This is a genomic window from Pseudomonas frederiksbergensis, assembly GCF_001874645.1.
GTDB classification, from domain to species: domain Bacteria; phylum Pseudomonadota; class Gammaproteobacteria; order Pseudomonadales; family Pseudomonadaceae; genus Aquipseudomonas; species Aquipseudomonas frederiksbergensis_B.
In genome coordinates, this window is the sequence record NZ_CP017886.1 from 1488294 (window position 1) to 1505699 (window position 17406).

Sequence of the window (17406 nt, forward strand, 5' to 3'; positions counted from 1 at the left end):
TGAGGTACCGCCATGAATCGTCGAGAACTGCTGATTGCCGCTGCGGCAGCCGCGACTCTGCCGTCCTTGTCCTTTTCCGCGAAGCTGTTCGCCGCCCCGGTTTCGGCGCCACGCTTTCTGATGGTCTTTCTGCGCGGCGGCTACGACTGCAACAATCTGCTGGTGCCCTACTCCAGCGATTTTTACTACGAGTCGCGTCCGACTCTCGCCATTGCCCGCCCGGAATCGCATAACCCCAACAGCGCCATTGCACTGGACAGCCATTGGGGTCTGAACCCGGTTTTACGTGATTCGATCTACCCGTTGTGGCAACGCAAACAGATCGCCTTCGTGCCATTCGCCGGGACCGATGACTTGTCCCGCAGTCACTTCGAGACTCAGGACAACATCGAGTCTGGCGAACCGACCCAACAGCGCAACCGTTACCACTCGGGCTTTCTTGCACGCTTGTCGCGTCAGGTGCCGAACAGTGCGCCCATTGCCTTCACCGATGCCTTGCCCCTGAGTTTTCAGGGCGGCAACGCCATCCCCAACCTCTCGATGCGCGGCGCCTCGAAACCGGCCTTTGATGCCCGGCAGTCGGAGATTCTCTCGTCGATGTACAAAAACACACCCTACGCTGCCTCCGCAGCCGATGGCCTTGAACTGCGCCAGCAGGTGTCAAAGGATCTGCAAGAAGAGATGGTCAAGGCCAATCGTGGTGCGCCAAATGCGCAGAATTTCGCTGCCCAGACCCGGCGTATGGCAACGCTGATGCGCGACCAGTACCGACTGGGTTTCGTCGATGTCGGCGGCTGGGATACCCACGTCAATCAGGGCAGCACCAGCGGCCAACTGGCCAACAACCTGGCGAACCTCGGCGAAGGTCTGGTCGCCTATGCCCAGGCGCTGGGTGATGAATGGAATAACACCACTGTGGTAGTGGTCTCGGAGTTCGGCCGCACCTTTCGTGAAAACGGCGCCAGGGGCACCGATCACGGGCATGGCACGGTGTATTGGGTACTGGGCGGTAACGTTCGCGGCGGGCGCATCGTTGGCGAACAGGTAGCGGTCAACCCGCAAAGTCTGCTGCAAAATCGCGATTACCCGGTGCTCAACAATTACCGGAACCTGCTCGGTGGATTGCTTGGCCGGACGTGGGGTTTGTCCGCTTCGCAGTTGCAGAGCGTATTTCCCGGTGCACGTCCGGATGCATTGCAGTTGCTGTGATAGGCGTAAGAAACATGCATCACTACACGTAGGAAATTTCATCTAACAATTCCTCCGGCAACTCTCACACAGACCTCGGTTATAAACATGGGCAATCGCTTCAAGACGTAACGGAGCACCGTCTACTACAAGAGAGTGACTACTGTGCTGAAAAACTCCGGATCGAATGCGGGCAAAGGCCCCATGCCCATCGTGCCGTCTCCTGCAACACCCAACACGCCGCCTGCGGGTCAAAAACCCAGGAACAGCAATGTCTTTCCCCCGATCGAAAGCTCCCTGGCGTCTTCATCAAACGCATCGGCACCGCCCCCTCAAGCAGCGCCTGCCATCGTCCCAAAACCCACAGCGTTTCTAGTCCCCAAACTATGTGCCGTGTGCAAATCCAATCACCAAGGCCCCTGCCTGACTCAACCTTCCAGCGCCGCATCATCCTCTTCGCAAAAGCCGGCTTCGGCGCTGGAAATGTATGAACAGCACCAGGCGAACTATCAGCCACAGGACCGGACTCAGCCGTTCGACATCATGCATTCGGTCACGGATGACAACCTGAAGTTCAGCAACAAGAAGGCGACCGACGCCGATCTCGCGAAAGTCGCGGACAAGAAATTCACCCTCCGGCACTACACCACGTCAAAGGACGGTCCCCCACCGTTCAACACCATTTCATCGAACTTTGAACTGGTGCACCGCAAGATCAAAACCCTGCAAAGAACCCAGGGCAGCAACACCAACCAGGATGATTGGGTGCGCCTGGGCAACACGGCGTTTACCTTCTTTCTGTTGGCGATCGACGGCGAGGTAGCGAACCGAAAGTTCCTCGCAGGCGCAACGCATTACGCGGAAATTGACCCGGACAACCTGGAACAAATGACGGCGGCGGGCTTGGGAGATGCGGAGTTTTTCGCCTCGCCCGACTTGCTGCACACCAAGGATCTGTCGAGTGCCAAAGCCATCAAAGGACCGTTGAAAGACCTCAAGACGCTGATGGTCGCAAGCTCCGGACTCAAGGCCATCAGCTTGGGGCGTACACCTGCGCACGGCCTGCTCAAAGCCATCGACGATCAGTTCGCCGGCACCCTGGAAGTGAAACTGCCCGGATCGGTAATCGTTGCTCGATGGCACACGATTTAGAGAGAAATCAACGCCTGGGAAACGCTCTGTATCGCTGTTTCCTTATCGCCAAATCATCGGAAGTTAAAAGCAAAACGACCGCCCGTCGAGCGAAGCGTCCTCTGTTTTGACAGCTTCAGATGGGCATCTATAGTGCAGACGCGGCCTGTTGGAAGGAACCCGGGCCGGTCACTTTTATAGGCAAGGAGCCAGGCCAGCTCGTACCCTGTGATCGGTGGGTTCCCCGTAGTAGCGCGCTCAACAACAGTCGCAAGGCAATCAAGCGTTGTTGTGCCTGGTAGATGCCAGGCGCTCACTATGAACAAGGAGCTTTACTATGTCTCGAGTCACGGATGTGCTTGTTTCGATCGACACCGAAACCATTCTGAAAAACTACCCGAACATCAGCAAAAACCCTGCCGCGCCAACCATGATCGATGTCAATCACGTGTACATGGTCACCAACCAGAACAACGTGATCAATGGCCAGGCCGGTGGCGAGCTCAACTTGAGAGCCCAGGTCGGCGACCTGATTCGCTGGCGCGAAACCAGCCTGTCGCAGAGTTTCGAAACAGCGGTGATTTTCTACAAGTTCATCGGCAACGTGGGTAACGAGCTGATCTCTACACCGACTCCGCGTAAAGCCACCGCGTGTGTTGCCGTGCCAAACACCAGCAACCCGTCAGTACCTAGCTGCCAGAAAGTCGATAACCATTACTGGTCTTCGGAAACCCTCGCCACCGGCAGCGTGACCTATCACTTCAACTTCCTGATCGTGGATCGGGACTGCAAAATTGTAGGTTGCTGCTCGTGGGATCCGTTCATCACCATCCGTAACTGATCTGGGCGGCCCCTTGGCGACAAGGGGCTTTCCCCTCGCCTCGCGCCCCGACTGGAACTGGATGTCTTGCGTAAGCCGCAGCGGCGCGCCGCAATCCACCCACATCATGAAAGGAAGCCGTGATGTCGACAGATACCTGCGCAAACCCGTCACCCACCACTGAGCAGGCCACCAATGTGTTGCTGATTGTCGACGCCGAAACCCTGCTCACCCGCTACCCACAACCGAGCCTCGATCCCCTGCACCCGACCGTGATCGAGGACGGCTTCATTTTCACCTTTGGCGCAGCTCAAGGGACAACGCCTGCGACCAAGGGCACCTGCCTTGAGCTGGCCGCAAACGCCGCAAAAACCTTCCATTTACGTGGCCGAACCGTCGGCCTGCACGCCGAACACAGCGTGGTGTTTTACGACCTGTCCGTGGGCAGTGCCGGGGTGTTCGCAAAACCGCATCTGGTGGTGCACAACGGCCAGACCTTACCCGCCCCCAACCCTGATACCCCCACCGAACCGATCGCGGTAAAAGCCGATGATTACTACTGGCACTGTCAGCAGTTGAGCACCGGTATCGAGCAGTGCGAGCTGAGTTTCATGCTGGTGAACAGCAACTGTGAAACGCTGGGGTATTTCAGTTGGACGGTTGGAGTGAAGCTGTCGGCTTGAAGCGCCTGGACTGTTTTGTGGTTTGGCTCGAAGCGGTCCTGGCCCACCACATGTTCCGTAGCATCTGCCAAAGGTTGCGCTCGGCCTGATCGTTCCCACGCTCCCGCGTGGGAACGATCAACGTCAGTGCTGAACGGCACCTGAGTCAGCCATCCACCCGAGCAGATTGACGACCGGCCTGAAGCGCTTTGGCCATTTGCAGGTGGTTTTCGAGTTTGGGCAGCGTCTCTGCAGCGAAGGCCTTGATCTCCGGCACGTCGGTGGTTTGTGCTTCCTGCTTCAACTGCTCAATGGCTTCTTGGGTGGTTTGTACCTGGCTGGCGGCAAAGGTCGCGTCGAATGAGTCGCCCTCCTTGACCTCAGGAATCAACGCCTTGGCCTTGCTGGCCACCTCCTCTCTGGGGGCAACGGGCAGATCGAGTTTTTTGGCGATTTTCGCCAGATGCTGGTTGGCGGTGGTGCGGTCGTTAATCACCACAATCGCGTAATCCTTGACCTCTTTGGATTCGGTTTTCTGGTGAGCCAGGCGGCTGGCCTCGATGTCGGCCATGCCATTGACTGAGGTGTCGTTGATAAAGTCGGCTGGCGACTGGGCAAAAGCATTGCTAGCGCCCAAGCCCAGCAACACGGCAAAACTGATGGTCAATAATCGGCTGGCCATACGCTTCATGGTCACGCCCTCCTTGAACTGACAAATGAGTGCTGCGGGTTTCCCCCGCCTGACGTCTGAAGTTAAAACACCACAAAGGTTTAGAAAAATTGAGCCGGACGCGACGAACGGCGCCCCGCATGAAAGCCGGATCAGACGCGGTCCAGGCGTCCACTCAGGCGTTTGGCAGCGTACATGGCCTCATCCGCATGCTTGAACAATTGCTTTTCTTCGCTGCCATGCTCGGGGTAAAGCGCGATGCCAATACTCGGCAGAATGTTCAGGCTGTGGCTGTCCAGGCGCATCGGCTGGCCGAGCACCTGACGGATTTTGATCGCCACACGGGCCGCGTCTTCGGCAGCCTGAATGCTGTCGAGCAGGACGACAAACTCATCACCGCCAATGCGCGCCACCGTATCGGACTCACGCACGCAGCCTTGAAGTCGATTGGCCACCGCTTGCAGCAACATGTCGCCGACGCCATGGCCATAGGTGTCGTTGACCTGTTTGAAGTGGTCCAGGTCGACGTACAGCAGTGCCATGCGCCCCGACTCTTTTCTGGCTTTACCGAGAGCGGCCAACAGGCGTTCACGCAGCAGTTCGCGATTGGGCAATCGGGTCAAGTGATCGTGCTGCGCCATGAATTGCAGCCGGCTGTGCAATTGCTTGCGCTCAATGGCCGCCGCGACCTGGGCGCAGACGTATTGCAGCAGCTCCTTGTCACGCTCGGTATAGTGTTCGCCACCGGGTACGCTTTTGACGATCAGCGCACCGATGGTGCCTTTTTGTGAGTTCAGCGGCACGCCCAGCCAGCAGGGTGAATCCTGGTCATTGACGACCTCGCACAGTCCGGGCATCGAGACAGGTTGGTCAGGCGTTACCAGAACCGGCTGCCCCGTGCGAATCACCTCGGCGCAGAGCCGGCCGGTAACGCTGAACAGCGGATCGTGCTCGTGATCATCGACGTGGTACGGGAAATTCAATTGTTCGCAGTGCTCGTCATAGAGCGCCACCGAAAAGTTCAACGCCGGTAACCATTCGCCAATCAGTTGATGAACGAGCTTGAACAGCGCCAGCAGATCCTCAGCGGCATGGGCGGCTTCGGAGATCGCGTACAGTGCGGCCTGCCGGGATTCGGCCTGTTTGCGCTCGGTGATGTCACGGGCCACGGCGATGCGCAGTTGGTCGACTTCAGACCAACGCGCCGACCAGAGAAGATGCACCACCTGACCATCCTTGCGCAGGTAGCGGTTTTCAAAATTAGGGTTGGGCTGGCCGCGCATGATTTCTCGGGCGGCGTCCAGAGTCCGTTGGCGATCGGTCGGGTGGACCATCTCGATCATCGGCTGACCGATCAACTCGTCCGGGGTGTAACCGAACACTCGTTCGCAAGCGGCGCTGACAAAGACGAAGCGCCCTTGGCCATCGACCGCACACACGACGTCGAGCAAAAGATCGATGTAGCTCGCCAGCGGCGCGGAATTTCTGGTGGTCATCGTGGAAAGATACTGTCCAAAAGTACAGCTGTGAGTATCAATCCCTGGACCGGGCCATCGCTAAAAAGGATGTCCTGATGCAGCTGTCGCAGCCCTGCGCGCAGCCTCAAACCTTATTCGCCAGCAACCCCGGCACCGCGTGCAGCAAGGCATTGGCGGCGAAGCCGATGAACATTACCCCGCACATCCGGGTAATTGCCAGCTCATGACGCTGATACAGCGTGCGTATCCGACGAGTGCCCAGAATGCCGATCAGAATAGCGTATGCGGCGATACCGCCAGCGAGGCTCAGAAATATCAGCCATGGGCCGCGCCAATCCCGAATACCGCGAGCACGCCCGGTCACGACGTAAAAAACTTCATCCCGGCATAAGGTTTCTGACGACATGCCTCAAGCCGCGATATCAGATCTCCAACATGGGCTTCGAGCTTGTGTCCATCCGGATCCAGAAAATAGAACGACGCGCCTTCGCTGCGATTGTCCCGCCACTCTAGAACACCCACGGCTCGCAGGCGTTCAACGAACATCGAAAAGTCGTTGGCGCCAACGCTGAAGGCGTAATGGGTGTAATCGGCTGCGGCTTCAGGCTGACGCATTGGGTCGAGCGACAGACACAACCACAACCCCGGCAACGACAGGTAGGCGCCGCTGTCCCAGGTGGCGTCGAGGCGCAGTTGCAATACGCCCTGATAGAACGCCACGCTGCGGTCCAGATCGGTGACCGCCAGGGTCAGGTGGTTGAGGCCGGAGAGCATGCAGGAATACCTTGTGGGTGATGTTTTGAATCAAAGGTTTTGGGGGCAACAGACGAATGGAGCTAGCACCGCCCCCCTGACAGCGATGTAGTATGTTGTATTACAAACCACTACATCGAGACTGCCATGTCCGTCATGTCATTGCGTCTGCCAGACGAAATCGCCGACACCCTCGCCAATCTGGCTAAAGCGACAGGCCGCAGCAAATCTTTTCTCGCCGTAGATGCTCTACGTGAATACCTGGCTCGAGAAGCCTGGCAAATAGAGGAAATTCAACACGCCTTGAAAGAGGCTGACGCTGGAGACTTTGCCAGTGATGAAGAAGTAAACGCCCTCGCCAACAAGTGGGCCAGCAATGCGCGTTGAGTGGCTGAGAACCGCACTAAAAAATATTGATGACGAAGCCGCTTACATCGCGCTGGAAAACCCGAAAGCCGCCGCTGACTTCGTCAAAACCATCTTCGCCAGTGTCGACCACCTTGCCCAATTTCCTGCGATTGGCCGTGAAGGCCGTCTGCCCGGTACCCGAGAGTGGGTACTAACTGACCGCCCCTACCTCATCCCTTATCGTGTTCGCCAAGGGCGTCTTCAGGTTCTACGAGTGTTCCACACCCGCCGTCTACCACCCGGAGCATGCTAGGTCTCAACCTGTGTCATGAACCCTGCATTTCTTTCGGCACCACATACTGCCGACCGTCATACCGCAGCGTCGTCAGTACCGTTTTCCCCACCGTATCGTTGTACTCACACTCGCCGTTTTTCACAGTATTCAGCGAGCCGGTGGTCACCGATTTGACGATCAGGTCAGCAAAACCATGGCTGCTGGTTTTGGCCATGTCCAAGGTGCGTTTGGTGCGCGAGAATTCGCCGGCACAGTTGGTATCCCACTCACCGCTACCGGATTCGATCACCAGTTGTTCCAGCACTGGGCGCAGTGTGTTGCCCTCGCGAACATACAGCGACAGCCAGGCCTCGTCGAAAGGATTGGCCCGTGACGAGCCGGTGAAACCCGCACGCACACCGAATGCCCGCAGGTCGGAGGTGAGCTTGTAGCGCGCGGTGTCAATGCTCAGCCCATCGAACCGAAAGGCATCGGAGCTGAACACCGAGGCTTTGGAATAGCGGGCCAGCGGCTTGCCGTCGACGTTGGACACCACGGCCAGTTTCAAGTCGTACATCCCAGTGCCGGCAGGCTCATCGGTGAGGGTCGGATCCGGCTCGATCTGCGACAACGCGGTGATGGTCTGACCGTCGTAGGCCGGCCAGTCCTTGCACACCGAATAACCCGGTACCCCCTCGGGCAACGGCGGTGTTCCACACTCTGCGTACGCCTGGGTCGCACCCAGCGCACCACTCATTGCTACACATCCCAGCCAGCTGTATTTCAAGGTCATTCCCTGTTCCTTGCGAACGTCATCAATCGATAAAAAATCAGCCATGCACTATCGCCTGCCCGATCTGTCGATTCAACCCGTTCAATGCCGCCATTCAAAACGCGCTACGAAAGATCTCCTCGATTTGCCGCTGATCCGCCGCCCGTGGATTGGTCAGGCCGCAGGCGTCTTTCAAGGCATTGGCGGCGAGGATCGGGATGTCTTGCAGCTTGGCGCCGAGGTCGCGCAAACCGCCGGGAATCTCCACATCCCTGGCCAACGTGCGGATCGCCACGATGGCCGCCTGGGCGCCCTCCTCCGGGCTGACACCACGGGTGTCAGCACCCAGAGCGCGCGCCACCACCGCCAGGCGTTCGGCGCAGACGGCGGCGTTGAAGCTCTGCACGTGCGGCAGCAGTACCGCGTTGCATACACCGTGAGGCAAGTCATAAAAGCCGCCCAACTGATGAGCCATCGCATGCACAAACCCCAACGAAGCATTGTTGAATGCCATGCCGGCGAGGAACTGCGCGTAGGCCATGTTTTCCCGGGCGATCATGTCGCTGCCGTCGCGCACGGCCAGGCGCAGATTGCGGCTGATCAGCTCGATGGCTTTCAGCGCACAAGCGTCGGTGATCGGATTGGCGGCCGTGGAGACGTAAGCTTCGATAGCGTGGGTCAAGGCGTCCATGCCGGTCGCTGCGGTGAGGCCTTTGGGCATCGCGGCCATCAGCGCCGGGTCGTTGACCGACAGCAGCGGCGTGACGTTGCGGTCGACGATGGCCATTTTTACGTGACGCGATTCGTCGGTGATGATGCAGAAACGGGTCATCTCGCTGGCAGTACCGGCCGTGGTATTGATCGCGATCAGCGGCAACTGCGGCTTGATAGATTGGTCGACGCCTTCGTAATCCGCGATCTTGCCGCCGTTGGTGGCGCACAGGGCGATGCCTTTGGCACAGTCGTGGGGCGAGCCGCCGCCCAGGGAAATCACGCAATCACACTGGTTGCGCCGGAGCAGTTCCAGGCCGCTCTCGACGTTGGCAATGGTCGGGTTCGGTTTGGCACCCTCGAAAATTACCGAGTCGATGTCCTGCACCGCCAGTTTTTCCGCGATCAGGGTTGCCACGCCAGCCTTGGCCAATCCTGCGTCCGTCACGATCAAGGCCTTGCGAAAGCCATAGTTGCGAATGGCGGTCATGGCTTCGTCGAGGCAACCGATGCCCATGATGTTCACGGCGGGAATGAAAAACGTGCTGGTCATGACCATTCCTTTTCGATAGGGCCGAACCGGCAACCCCGATTCAGCGGATCCCCAAAGGATCGACCCATCCGTTACCGCGCATGTTGATCTGGCTCAACACCCGGTCGTGATAAAGTCTGCGCCCTGCACTCCACCTGCTTGAGATGACCGACGCGATGACCGATTTCCAGGAATTTGATGCCCGACTAGAAGACTGGAATGCGTTGCGCGCAACCACCCCGTTCAGCGGCCTGCTGGTGGGTAACGGCGCCAGCCGCGCGGTGTGGGATGACTTTGGTTACGACTCGCTGTTCGAGAACGCCCGCACGGTCGAAGAAAAGCCGTTGAGCCAGTCCGAGCTGAGCGTGTTCGACGCGATGCAAACCCGCAGCTTTGAACAAGTGCTGGGGGCGCTGAAAACCACCAGCCGGGTCAACAAGGCCTTGGCCGTGAGCTCCGCCGCACCACGCAATCGCTACTACGCGATCAAGGAAGCACTGATCAACACCGTGCACACGGTGCACATCCCGTGGCGCCTGGTGCAAGCCGCAAGCCTGGCGGCGATCAATCAGGAATTGAGCACGTATCCGACGGTGTTCACCACCAACTACGACCTGCTCAACTATTGGGCGATCCAGCACCAACCCGACGCTATCAGCGACCTGTTTCACGGCACCGAGCCGAGCTTCGACCTGAGTGCCAGCGCCGCTGACAAAACCCGCCTGCTTTACCTGCACGGCGGCCTGCACTTGGTGCGCAACCAAGACGGCACCGCACGCAAACTGACCTCGACCGAGGGCACGCTGCTGGGCAGTTTTGCAATCAACAACACGATCAAAACCCTCGACGATGTGCCGCTGTTCGTTAGCGAAGGCACCTCTGAAGACAAGCTCAAGACCATCCGCAGTTCGGATTACCTGTCGTTCTGCTACGACCAGTTACTGAGCCAGCACGACGCACTGTGCATCTTCGGCCACAGCCTGGGCAAGCAGGACAATCACATCATTCATGCGCTGCGCCAGGCGCAACCGAAGACCGTGGCGATCTCGATTTACCCGCGCAGCGCGGCGTTCATCCAGAGCCAGAAGCGGCATTACGCGAAGGTGTTTGAAGGAATCGGCGTGGAGCTACGGTTTTTTGATTCGAAGAGCCATGCGTTGGGTAGCCCCCAATTGACCGTTCCGGTCGAGGTCTGACGGATCGTTCCCCAATGTATTCAAAACACCGGCAAGGTTTTGTCCTTGATCACCTTGGTCGGCCCGTTGGCCTTGACGCTGGCGATGCCTTTTTCCCGCGCAGCGTCGGAAGAATAAGCTTCACTGCTGCCGATGATCTGATGGTTGGCAGCCTTGAGGTTGAAATAAGGATGGCCATCCTTGGTGGACTTTTTCTCGTAGCATTCATCCAGTGGGCTATTGGTCTGAACCGAGGCGATGCCGCTATCAGCGGCGCTGCGTGTGGTGTACAGCTCGCTGGTGAGAATGGTTTCGGCGTTGGCCGCTTTCAGCACAAAGCGAAATTGGCCATTGCTGCTTTTGCTCAACTCATACCATCCAGACATGCATCTACTCCTGTCGATTGAAAGGGCTGGGACTACGCCCACTGAGTAAAGCCCTTCTTAAGCATTTGACCACTTCGAAAGGCACAGCTCATATGCCACGAGACAAATAGTAATAATTCTCGATATCATTCGCGGCATTTCTGCGCCCGACTTCGACAAGAAGGATATCCATGCCTCACCTCAAGCCCGACCCACTGTCGGCTGACTCCTTTCGCGGATTTTATGCGGACATCCTGCATTACCTGCGTAAACGCACAGACAACGCCAGCGATGCGGCGGACATGACCCAGGACGTCTTCACCCAATGGCTCGATTACCGTGATCGGGCAAAGGTCGAGCAGCCGCGTGCGTTTCTGTTTCAGATGGCGCGCAACCTGCTCCGCGATCATTGGCGACGACAGAAAGTCCGGCATGTTGTGCACACTGAATCGGCGGTCAATAACGAGCCAACCGCCGATGAGAAAAACGATCCCTTGCCGGCCGCTCAACGCCTGCAACACCTGGAGCGCTTGAAAGAGGTGCTGGCCGAACTCTCGCCACGCCGAAAGGAAGCCCTGATGCTGCACCGCTTCGAAGGACTGAGCCAGGCGCAGATCGCCGAACGCATGGGGATCTCCATCAGCATGGTGGAAAAACACATCGCCTTTGCCCTGCTGCATTGCAAACAACGCCTACAACAAGAACGCAGCAAGGAGCAGCCAGAATGACCGGCCTTTCAGGCATCGACAACGACATCGATCGTCACAACAGCATCGATGCTCAGGCTGCTGACTGGTTCACGCGCAATCGCAACGACCACAGCCATGCCACACGCAAGGCCTTCAGCCTCTGGATGGCCGAACCTGCCCACGCCCTGGCCTACCATGAGTTCGAACAGCTGTGGGCTGATCTGGTCCAATTGCAGCCACTCAACATTTCCCTGCCGTTGCCCGTGCGCAAACCCGCTGCGTGGCGTGCGTCCCTGGCGATTGCCGCGGCGTTGGTCTGCGCGCTACTGGCTTTCAACCTCGGAGCGCCCCATGAAGTCTTCGAGCGCCAGATCGCCGCACATGTCAAAGGCTCGCGAACCTTCAATTTGCCGGACGGCAGCACGCTCCATGTGAACGCCAATACCCGATTGCGCATCGACTTCAACAACCAGCAACGCAACCTCTACCTCGATCAGGGTCAGCTCTATCTGGAAGTCGCGCCAGACAAGGAGCGCCCGCTGTGGGTGCATTCTGGCGAGGCCACTGTACGCGTGGTCGGCACCGGTTTTGACGTACGTCGCGGGCACCAGCAGATGGTTGTCAGTGTCGCCCACGGTCAGGTGGCGTTCGCCCCGGACAGCACCACCACGACCTCGACCTTGCTCGGCGCCCGACAACAAGCCACCTGGGATTTCACCAAGGGCACCTTGCAACAGCAAACCCTGAGCGACGGCGAAGTGGCTGACTGGCGCAGCGGGCACTTGTCGTTTCGCAACCGCGAACTGGCCAGCCTGGTGGATGAGTTGAACCTGTACCGAGCCAAACCAGTGCTGTTGGCCGATGGCCCGCTGAGCCGTTTCAAGGTCTCGGGCACGCTCGACGTCGACGATCCGGATGCATTGATCAAAGCCCTGCCGGCGCTGATCCCGGTCAAAACCGTGGCCCTGGCAGACGGTCGGGTGCGCATTGAAGCCCGATGAAGTACCCACATGAGAATATTTTTCATTCGCATGTGAGGTTTTTTTTCGCTACCGCGTCTTCCTCGGGTCTGCGTTGTGTACGCACGCCTTTTTGGCCTTTGTTGCCGCCCCGGGGGATTTAATGTTTCGCGCGTCTGATCATCTTCAACTGCTGTGCTCTCGCCCGACCCTGATCGCCGCCTGCCTGGCGTTCAGCCTGCAAGCCCAAGCCGAATCGATCAGCCTGCACTTGCCAGTCCAACCGTTGGCGACCTCGCTGAGTCAGATTGGCCAGCAGGCGAAGATCCAGTTGCTGTTCGATGAGGCGCAGTTACGCACTGTCACTGCCCCGGCGCTCGATGGCGAGTTCAGCCCGGAAGCGGCCATCCGCCAATTGCTGAAGAACAGCCCGTTCAGTTTGATCAAGATCGACCAGACGTTCGTCGTGCGCCTGGAGGGCAGCAGCACCAGCAGTGGCCAGTCCCTGCAACTCGATGCCCAGAGCGTGATCGGCACCGGCACCGAAGTCGACTCCAGCACGGTCGGTCGCTCAACCCTGAACCAGGCCGACATCGACCGCCACCAGCCCAACAACATCCCCAGCCTGCTGGCAACCCTGCCCGGCGTCACCATGGGCGGCTCGATGAAACCGGGTGGCCAGACCATTAACATCTGGGGCCTGGGCGATGCTGAAGACGTACCGATGACCGTCGACGGTGCGACTAAAAGTGGCTTCGAGCGTTATCAGCAAGGGACGATTTTCATCGAGCCCGAGCTGATCAAAAGCATCGAAGTCGAAAAAGGTCCGCACTCGCCTTTCACCGGCAACGGTGGCTTCGGCGGCACCGTGCACATGGAAACCAAGGACGCCCCGGACCTGCTGCAAGAAGGTCGCGACACCGGTGCCATGGTCAAATATGGCTACTCCAGCAACGACCATCAGCAGGTTTACAGCTCGGCGCTGTTCGGGCGTACCGACGATGGCCGCGCCGATGCATTGGTGTACATCACCCAACGTGACGGCGGCGACATGAAGCTGGCCGGAAAAATCGACGACCCTGAGCATAATTTCCCGATCAACCCTCAGCGCCTGCCGAACAGCGCGCAGGACCTGGACGGTCAGCTGTTCAAGCTCAATTTGCACCTGAACGATGGGCACAGCGTCGGCATGTCCTACTCGCGCTCCTACAGTGAGCGCTGGACACCGTTTTCGTCGGCCAGTTTCCCTAGCCCGCCGAACCAGGCCGCCATCGACAAGTACGGCTACGAAAATGCCTTGAAGCGCTTCCTCGCCAACCGCCAGACCACCGACACCACCTGGTCGACCAAGTACCTGTATCAACCGCTGGATAACCCGCTGGTGGATTTCAAGATCAGCTATTCGGAGTCCAACACCGACCAGACCGACGAACGCGGTGAAACGGCGTTTTACCAGACCGCTACCGGCGGGCGAAAAATGGACACGGCCTACAAGGATCGGATCCTTGAGCTACGCAACATCAGCCTGTTTGCCTCAGGGCCTTTGGAACATGCCGTGACCACCGGCGTGCAAATCCGCAAACACTCCCGCGATACCGAAATGTGGATGCCGGGCAAGGCCTACGACACGGCAAAGTACAACTACGGTTACTTCCAGCCCAACTTCATGCCGCAGGGTAAAGTCGACACCCACAGTTTCTACGTGCAGGACGCCGTCACCCTGGGCGACTTCACCCTGACGCCATCCCTGCGTTACGACCACGTACGCAACCGTGGCGAGGCCAACGAGGCGCCGTACTACAACAACCCGAATCCGGCCTTCGGCCACGACTACAGCGATCAGACCTACACCGGATGGTCGCCACGGCTGTCGGCGTTCTGGAAAGTCACACCCAATGTGGCGCTGTTCGCCGACTACAGCAAAACCTGGCGCGCGCCGGTCATCGACGAGCAGTACGAAGTGCAGGGCCTGGGCAGTCGCACCGCCACCAGCACCGATCTCGATCCGGAACGCATCACTGCGTTGCGCGCCGGCAACATCACCAGTTTCGCCAACGTCTTTGCCGACCGCGACAGCGTGCAGATCCGCACTACGCTGTTCCATAACAAGATCGAAGACGAGATTTTCCGGGCCACCGGTGTCGGCTGCGAGCATCAGGCGATCAAGGGCGGGACCATTGCCTCGGACTGCAAGAACATGGGGCCGATGGGCAACTACCGCAATATCGGTGGTTTGACCATCAAGGGCTTCGAAGTCGAAAGTTTCTACGACTCCACGTATCTGTTCGGCTCGTTGTCCTACTCATGGATTACCGGCAAGCATGAAGGTGCCTACACCAACCCATGGGGACCGGACGTGTGGGCGCGAGATATTCCGCCGGCCAAATGGATTGCCGTATTGGGTGTGAAAATCCCGAGCTGGGACGCTCAGGTCGGTTGGCAAGGTGAGTTCGTGCGCAAGACTGATCGCCTGCCCAGTGACCACTACGGCTCAGGTAAAAACACCGTCGGTGACGTGTTCTACGACCAGTACCCCAACGACAGCTACAACACCCAGGGACTGTTCGCCAACTGGAAACCGCAGCAGCCATACCTCAAAGGCACCGAGGTCAACTTCACGGTCGATAACCTGTTCAATAGCGAGTTCCGCCCGGCCCTCAGCGGTGACCGCGCCTACACCCAAGGGCGCAATGCCAAGGTCAGCGTGACGCGGTTCTTCTGACAGCAGATCGTTCCTGCATGGGAACGATCATTTCTGCGCTGTACGCACCACCGCCAACTCCGGTGGTGCAACCCGGCGCTGGCTCAAGTAGCGGGTGCAACTGACCCGCAGAAACGAAGCGAAATTCACCACTTCGCCACGGTAGTCCATTACCTCTTCATAGAGCTTGGCGATCAACTGGTTGGTGGTCATGCCATCGACTTCGGCGATTTCGCTGAGGATGTCCCAGAACGAGTTCTCCAGCCGCAGCGTGGTCACCACCCCACAGATGCGCAGCGAGCGCGAGCGTGACTCGTACAGAATCGGGTCGGCTTTGACGTACAGCTCGCACATGCGCAGCCCTCCGCTTACAAGGTGATTTGGGTGCCCAGCAGACCGAGGAAACCGGCCAGCCAGCTCGGGTGCGCCGGCCAGGCGGGTGCCGTCGCCAGATTGCCCTGAACGTGGCCTTGCGTCACCGGAATATCGATGAACGTGCCACCGGCCAAACGCACTTCTGGCGCACAGGCGGGATAAGCGCTGCATTCGCGACCTTCCAGAATCCCCGCCGCCGCCAGCAATTGCGCACCATGGCAAACCGCCGCAATCGGTTTGCCGGCCTTGTCGAAGGCTTGCACCAGTTGCAGGACTTTTTCGTTCAGGCGCAGGTATTCCGGCGCCCGACCACCCGGCACCAGCAACGCGTCGTAGTCCGCCGCATCGACCTTGGCAAAGTCGAAGTTCAGCGCGAACAGGTGACCGGGTTTCTCGCTGTAGGTCTGGTCGCCTTCAAAATCATGGATCGCAGTGCGCACGGTCTGCCCGGCGGTTTTGTCCGGGCACACCGCGTGCACCGTGTGACCGACCATCAGCAGCGCCTGAAACGGCACCATCACTTCGTAGTCTTCGACATAATCGCCGACCAGCATCAGAATTTTTTTCGCGGCCATGGGGATGACTCCTCTGGTAAATACTTGGGCAGGAAGGAGTATTCAAGGTAGTCCGAATCCTGCGGGACGGGTAATAACCAGCTACTACGTAGGAGCTGCCGCAGGCTGCGATCTTTTGATTTTTGGTGTTGCTGGAATCGCTAGAAGATCGCAGCCTTCGGCAGCTCCTACGTTGGGGGCATCACCCCCAACTGTACGGATAACTTTGCGGCCAGCTGTAAGCGCGTAAATCCGGGGTTTATGGCTAGATGAAAGCTCTCCCGCCACTTTCGAATGCTGGTTACCGTTATGTCCTCGCGCGAAAACACCGGCATGGCTCTGGGCCTGCTCGGCGTCGTCATCTTCAGCCTGACCCTGCCCTTCACCCGGATCGTGGTGCAGGAAGTCCATCCGTTGCTCAATGGTCTGGGCCGAGCATTGTTCGCGGCGATTCCGGCGGCGTTGTTGCTGCTCTGGCGACGGGAGAAATGGCCAACCTGGAAACAGATCAAAGGTCTGAGCCTGGTGATCGCCGGAGTTATTCTCGGCTTCCCGGTGCTCTCGGCCTGGGCCATGCAAACGCTGCCAGCGTCCCATGGCGCGCTGGTCAACGGTTTGCAGCCGCTGTGCGTGGCGCTGTATGCGGCGTGGTTGTCCCATGAGCGACCGTCGAAAGCCTTCTGGGCCTGTGCTGCATTGGGCAGTGCATTGGTCCTGAGTTACGCGTTGATCAGTGGTGCCGGCAGCATCCAGGCCGGTGATGTGTTGATGCTCGGAGCGATTGCCATCGGCGGTCTGGGGTACGCCGAAGGTGGCCGGTTGGCCAAGGAGATAGGCGGCTGGCAGGTGATCTGCTGGGCGCTGGTGCTGTCGACACCGCTGTTGATCGGCCCGGTGACGTATTTGGCGCTACAGCACCAAGGCGGGATTTCGGCGAAAACCTGGTGGGCCTTCGGTTATGTGTCGCTGTTCTCGCAGTTCATCGGTTTCTTCGCCTGGTACGCCGGACTGGCGATGGGTGGCATCGCCCGGGTGAGTCAGATCCAATTGCTGCAGATCTTCTTCACCATCGCCTTCTCGGCGCTGTTCTTTGGCGAACACATCGAACCGATTACCTGGCTGTTTGCGGTCGGGGTGATCGTCACCGTGATGCTCGGGCGCAAAACCAGCGTGCGCCCGGCTGAACAGCAAAAGATCGCAGGCTTCGGCAGCTCCTACGCCGACCGCGGGAAACCGTAGGAGCTGCCGC

General features: G+C 58.8%; 19 protein-coding genes and 1 pseudogene. 11 read left to right on the forward strand and 9 right to left on the reverse strand.

Annotation, left to right across the window (positions count from 1 at the left end; translation table 11 throughout):
* Positions 1–12: 12 nt before the first annotated feature.
* From BLL42_RS07435 to BLL42_RS07450, 4 genes are all read left to right on the forward strand, one after another.
* On the forward strand, positions 13–1209 hold the full coding sequence (locus tag BLL42_RS07435) for a DUF1501 domain-containing protein (RefSeq protein ID WP_071551467.1): 1197 nt from the start codon (positions 13–15) through the stop codon (positions 1207–1209).
* A gap of 144 nt (positions 1210–1353) precedes the next feature.
* The gene (locus BLL42_RS07440) at positions 1354–2340 is read left to right on the forward strand and encodes a hypothetical protein (protein ID WP_129586937.1); all 987 of its coding nucleotides are present in this window, start codon (positions 1354–1356) and stop codon (positions 2338–2340) included.
* Between the two features lie 316 nt (positions 2341–2656).
* On the forward strand, positions 2657–3160 hold the full coding sequence (locus tag BLL42_RS07445; RefSeq protein WP_071551469.1) for an inclusion body family protein: 504 nt from the start codon (positions 2657–2659) through the stop codon (positions 3158–3160).
* A gap of 122 nt (positions 3161–3282) precedes the next feature.
* Positions 3283–3822 (forward strand): AidA/PixA family protein, encoded by a 540-nt coding sequence (locus BLL42_RS07450; protein WP_071551470.1) that lies wholly within the window; start codon positions 3283–3285, stop codon positions 3820–3822.
* Positions 3823–3967: 145 nt separating this feature from the next.
* Here the strand turns inward: BLL42_RS07450 and BLL42_RS07455 are convergent, their stop codons facing one another.
* The 4 genes and pseudogenes from BLL42_RS07455 to fos all read right to left on the reverse strand — a co-directional run bounded on the left by BLL42_RS07455 (position 3968) and on the right by fos (position 6723).
* Complete coding sequence (locus BLL42_RS07455) at positions 3968–4492, reverse strand: DUF4142 domain-containing protein (RefSeq protein WP_071551471.1); 525 nt, start codon at positions 4490–4492, stop codon at positions 3968–3970.
* Positions 4493–4623: 131 nt separating this feature from the next.
* Positions 4624–5967 (reverse strand): sensor domain-containing protein, encoded by a 1344-nt coding sequence (locus tag BLL42_RS07460; RefSeq protein ID WP_071551472.1) that lies wholly within the window; start codon positions 5965–5967, stop codon positions 4624–4626.
* 106 nt (positions 5968–6073) lie between these two features.
* A pseudogene (locus BLL42_RS07465) lies at positions 6074–6274 on the reverse strand (LysE family translocator); the annotation flags it as partial.
* Between the two features lie 35 nt (positions 6275–6309).
* Positions 6310–6723 (reverse strand): fosfomycin resistance glutathione transferase, encoded by a 414-nt coding sequence (fos, locus tag BLL42_RS07470; RefSeq protein WP_071551473.1) that lies wholly within the window; start codon positions 6721–6723, stop codon positions 6310–6312.
* Positions 6724–6849: 126 nt separating this feature from the next.
* On the opposite strand from fos, the gene relB reads away from it, so the two are divergent.
* Both relB and BLL42_RS07480 read left to right on the forward strand, forming a co-directional pair.
* Positions 6850–7089, forward strand: a complete 240-nt coding sequence (gene relB / locus BLL42_RS07475; protein ID WP_071551474.1) for a type II toxin-antitoxin system RelB family antitoxin — start codon at positions 6850–6852, stop codon at positions 7087–7089.
* Positions 7079–7363 (forward strand): type II toxin-antitoxin system RelE/ParE family toxin, encoded by a 285-nt coding sequence (locus BLL42_RS07480; RefSeq protein WP_071551475.1) that lies wholly within the window; start codon positions 7079–7081, stop codon positions 7361–7363. Before relB ends, BLL42_RS07480 begins: the two co-directional genes overlap by 11 nt.
* 13 nt (positions 7364–7376) lie before the next feature.
* Here the strand turns inward: BLL42_RS07480 and BLL42_RS07485 are convergent, their stop codons facing one another.
* Both BLL42_RS07485 and yiaY read right to left on the reverse strand, forming a co-directional pair.
* Entirely contained in the window at positions 7377–8117 is a 741-nt protein-coding gene (locus tag BLL42_RS07485) for a PA3715 family protein (protein WP_071551476.1), read from the reverse strand.
* A gap of 94 nt (positions 8118–8211) precedes the next feature.
* Entirely contained in the window at positions 8212–9360 is a 1149-nt protein-coding gene (gene yiaY, locus BLL42_RS07490) for an L-threonine dehydrogenase (protein ID WP_071551477.1), read from the reverse strand.
* Between the two features lie 155 nt (positions 9361–9515).
* On the opposite strand from yiaY, the gene BLL42_RS07495 reads away from it, so the two are divergent.
* Positions 9516–10535, forward strand: a complete 1020-nt coding sequence (locus tag BLL42_RS07495) for a DUF4917 family protein (RefSeq protein WP_071555714.1) — start codon at positions 9516–9518, stop codon at positions 10533–10535.
* Positions 10536–10555: 20 nt separating this feature from the next.
* On the opposite strand, the gene BLL42_RS07500 is transcribed toward BLL42_RS07495, so the two are convergent.
* Complete coding sequence (locus tag BLL42_RS07500; RefSeq protein ID WP_071551478.1) at positions 10556–10900, reverse strand: YegP family protein; 345 nt, start codon at positions 10898–10900, stop codon at positions 10556–10558.
* A 170-nt stretch (positions 10901–11070) separates the two neighbouring features.
* Between BLL42_RS07500 and BLL42_RS07505 the strand changes: the two genes are divergently transcribed.
* The 3 genes from BLL42_RS07505 to BLL42_RS07515 all read left to right on the forward strand — a co-directional run bounded on the left by BLL42_RS07505 (position 11071) and on the right by BLL42_RS07515 (position 15249).
* Positions 11071–11607, forward strand: coding sequence for an RNA polymerase sigma factor (locus BLL42_RS07505; protein WP_071551479.1), 537 nt, complete (start codon positions 11071–11073; stop codon positions 11605–11607).
* On the forward strand, positions 11604–12569 hold the full coding sequence (locus tag BLL42_RS07510) for a FecR family protein (RefSeq protein ID WP_071551480.1): 966 nt from the start codon (positions 11604–11606) through the stop codon (positions 12567–12569). Before BLL42_RS07505 ends, BLL42_RS07510 begins: the two co-directional genes overlap by 4 nt.
* Positions 12570–12690: 121 nt before the next feature.
* Positions 12691–15249, forward strand: coding sequence for a TonB-dependent receptor (locus tag BLL42_RS07515; RefSeq protein ID WP_071551481.1), 2559 nt, complete (start codon positions 12691–12693; stop codon positions 15247–15249).
* A gap of 27 nt (positions 15250–15276) precedes the next feature.
* Here BLL42_RS07515 and BLL42_RS07520 read toward each other — a convergent pair whose 3' ends face one another.
* Entirely contained in the window at positions 15277–15582 is a 306-nt protein-coding gene (locus BLL42_RS07520; protein WP_071551482.1) for a ribbon-helix-helix domain-containing protein, read from the reverse strand.
* Between the two features lie 14 nt (positions 15583–15596).
* Complete coding sequence (locus BLL42_RS07525) at positions 15597–16178, reverse strand: DJ-1/PfpI family protein (RefSeq protein ID WP_071551483.1); 582 nt, start codon at positions 16176–16178, stop codon at positions 15597–15599.
* A 288-nt stretch (positions 16179–16466) separates the two neighbouring features.
* Here BLL42_RS07525 and BLL42_RS07530 point away from each other — a divergent pair, with 288 nt between their 5' ends.
* Complete coding sequence (locus BLL42_RS07530) at positions 16467–17396, forward strand: DMT family transporter (RefSeq protein WP_071555715.1); 930 nt, start codon at positions 16467–16469, stop codon at positions 17394–17396.
* Positions 17397–17406 lie beyond the last annotated feature (10 nt).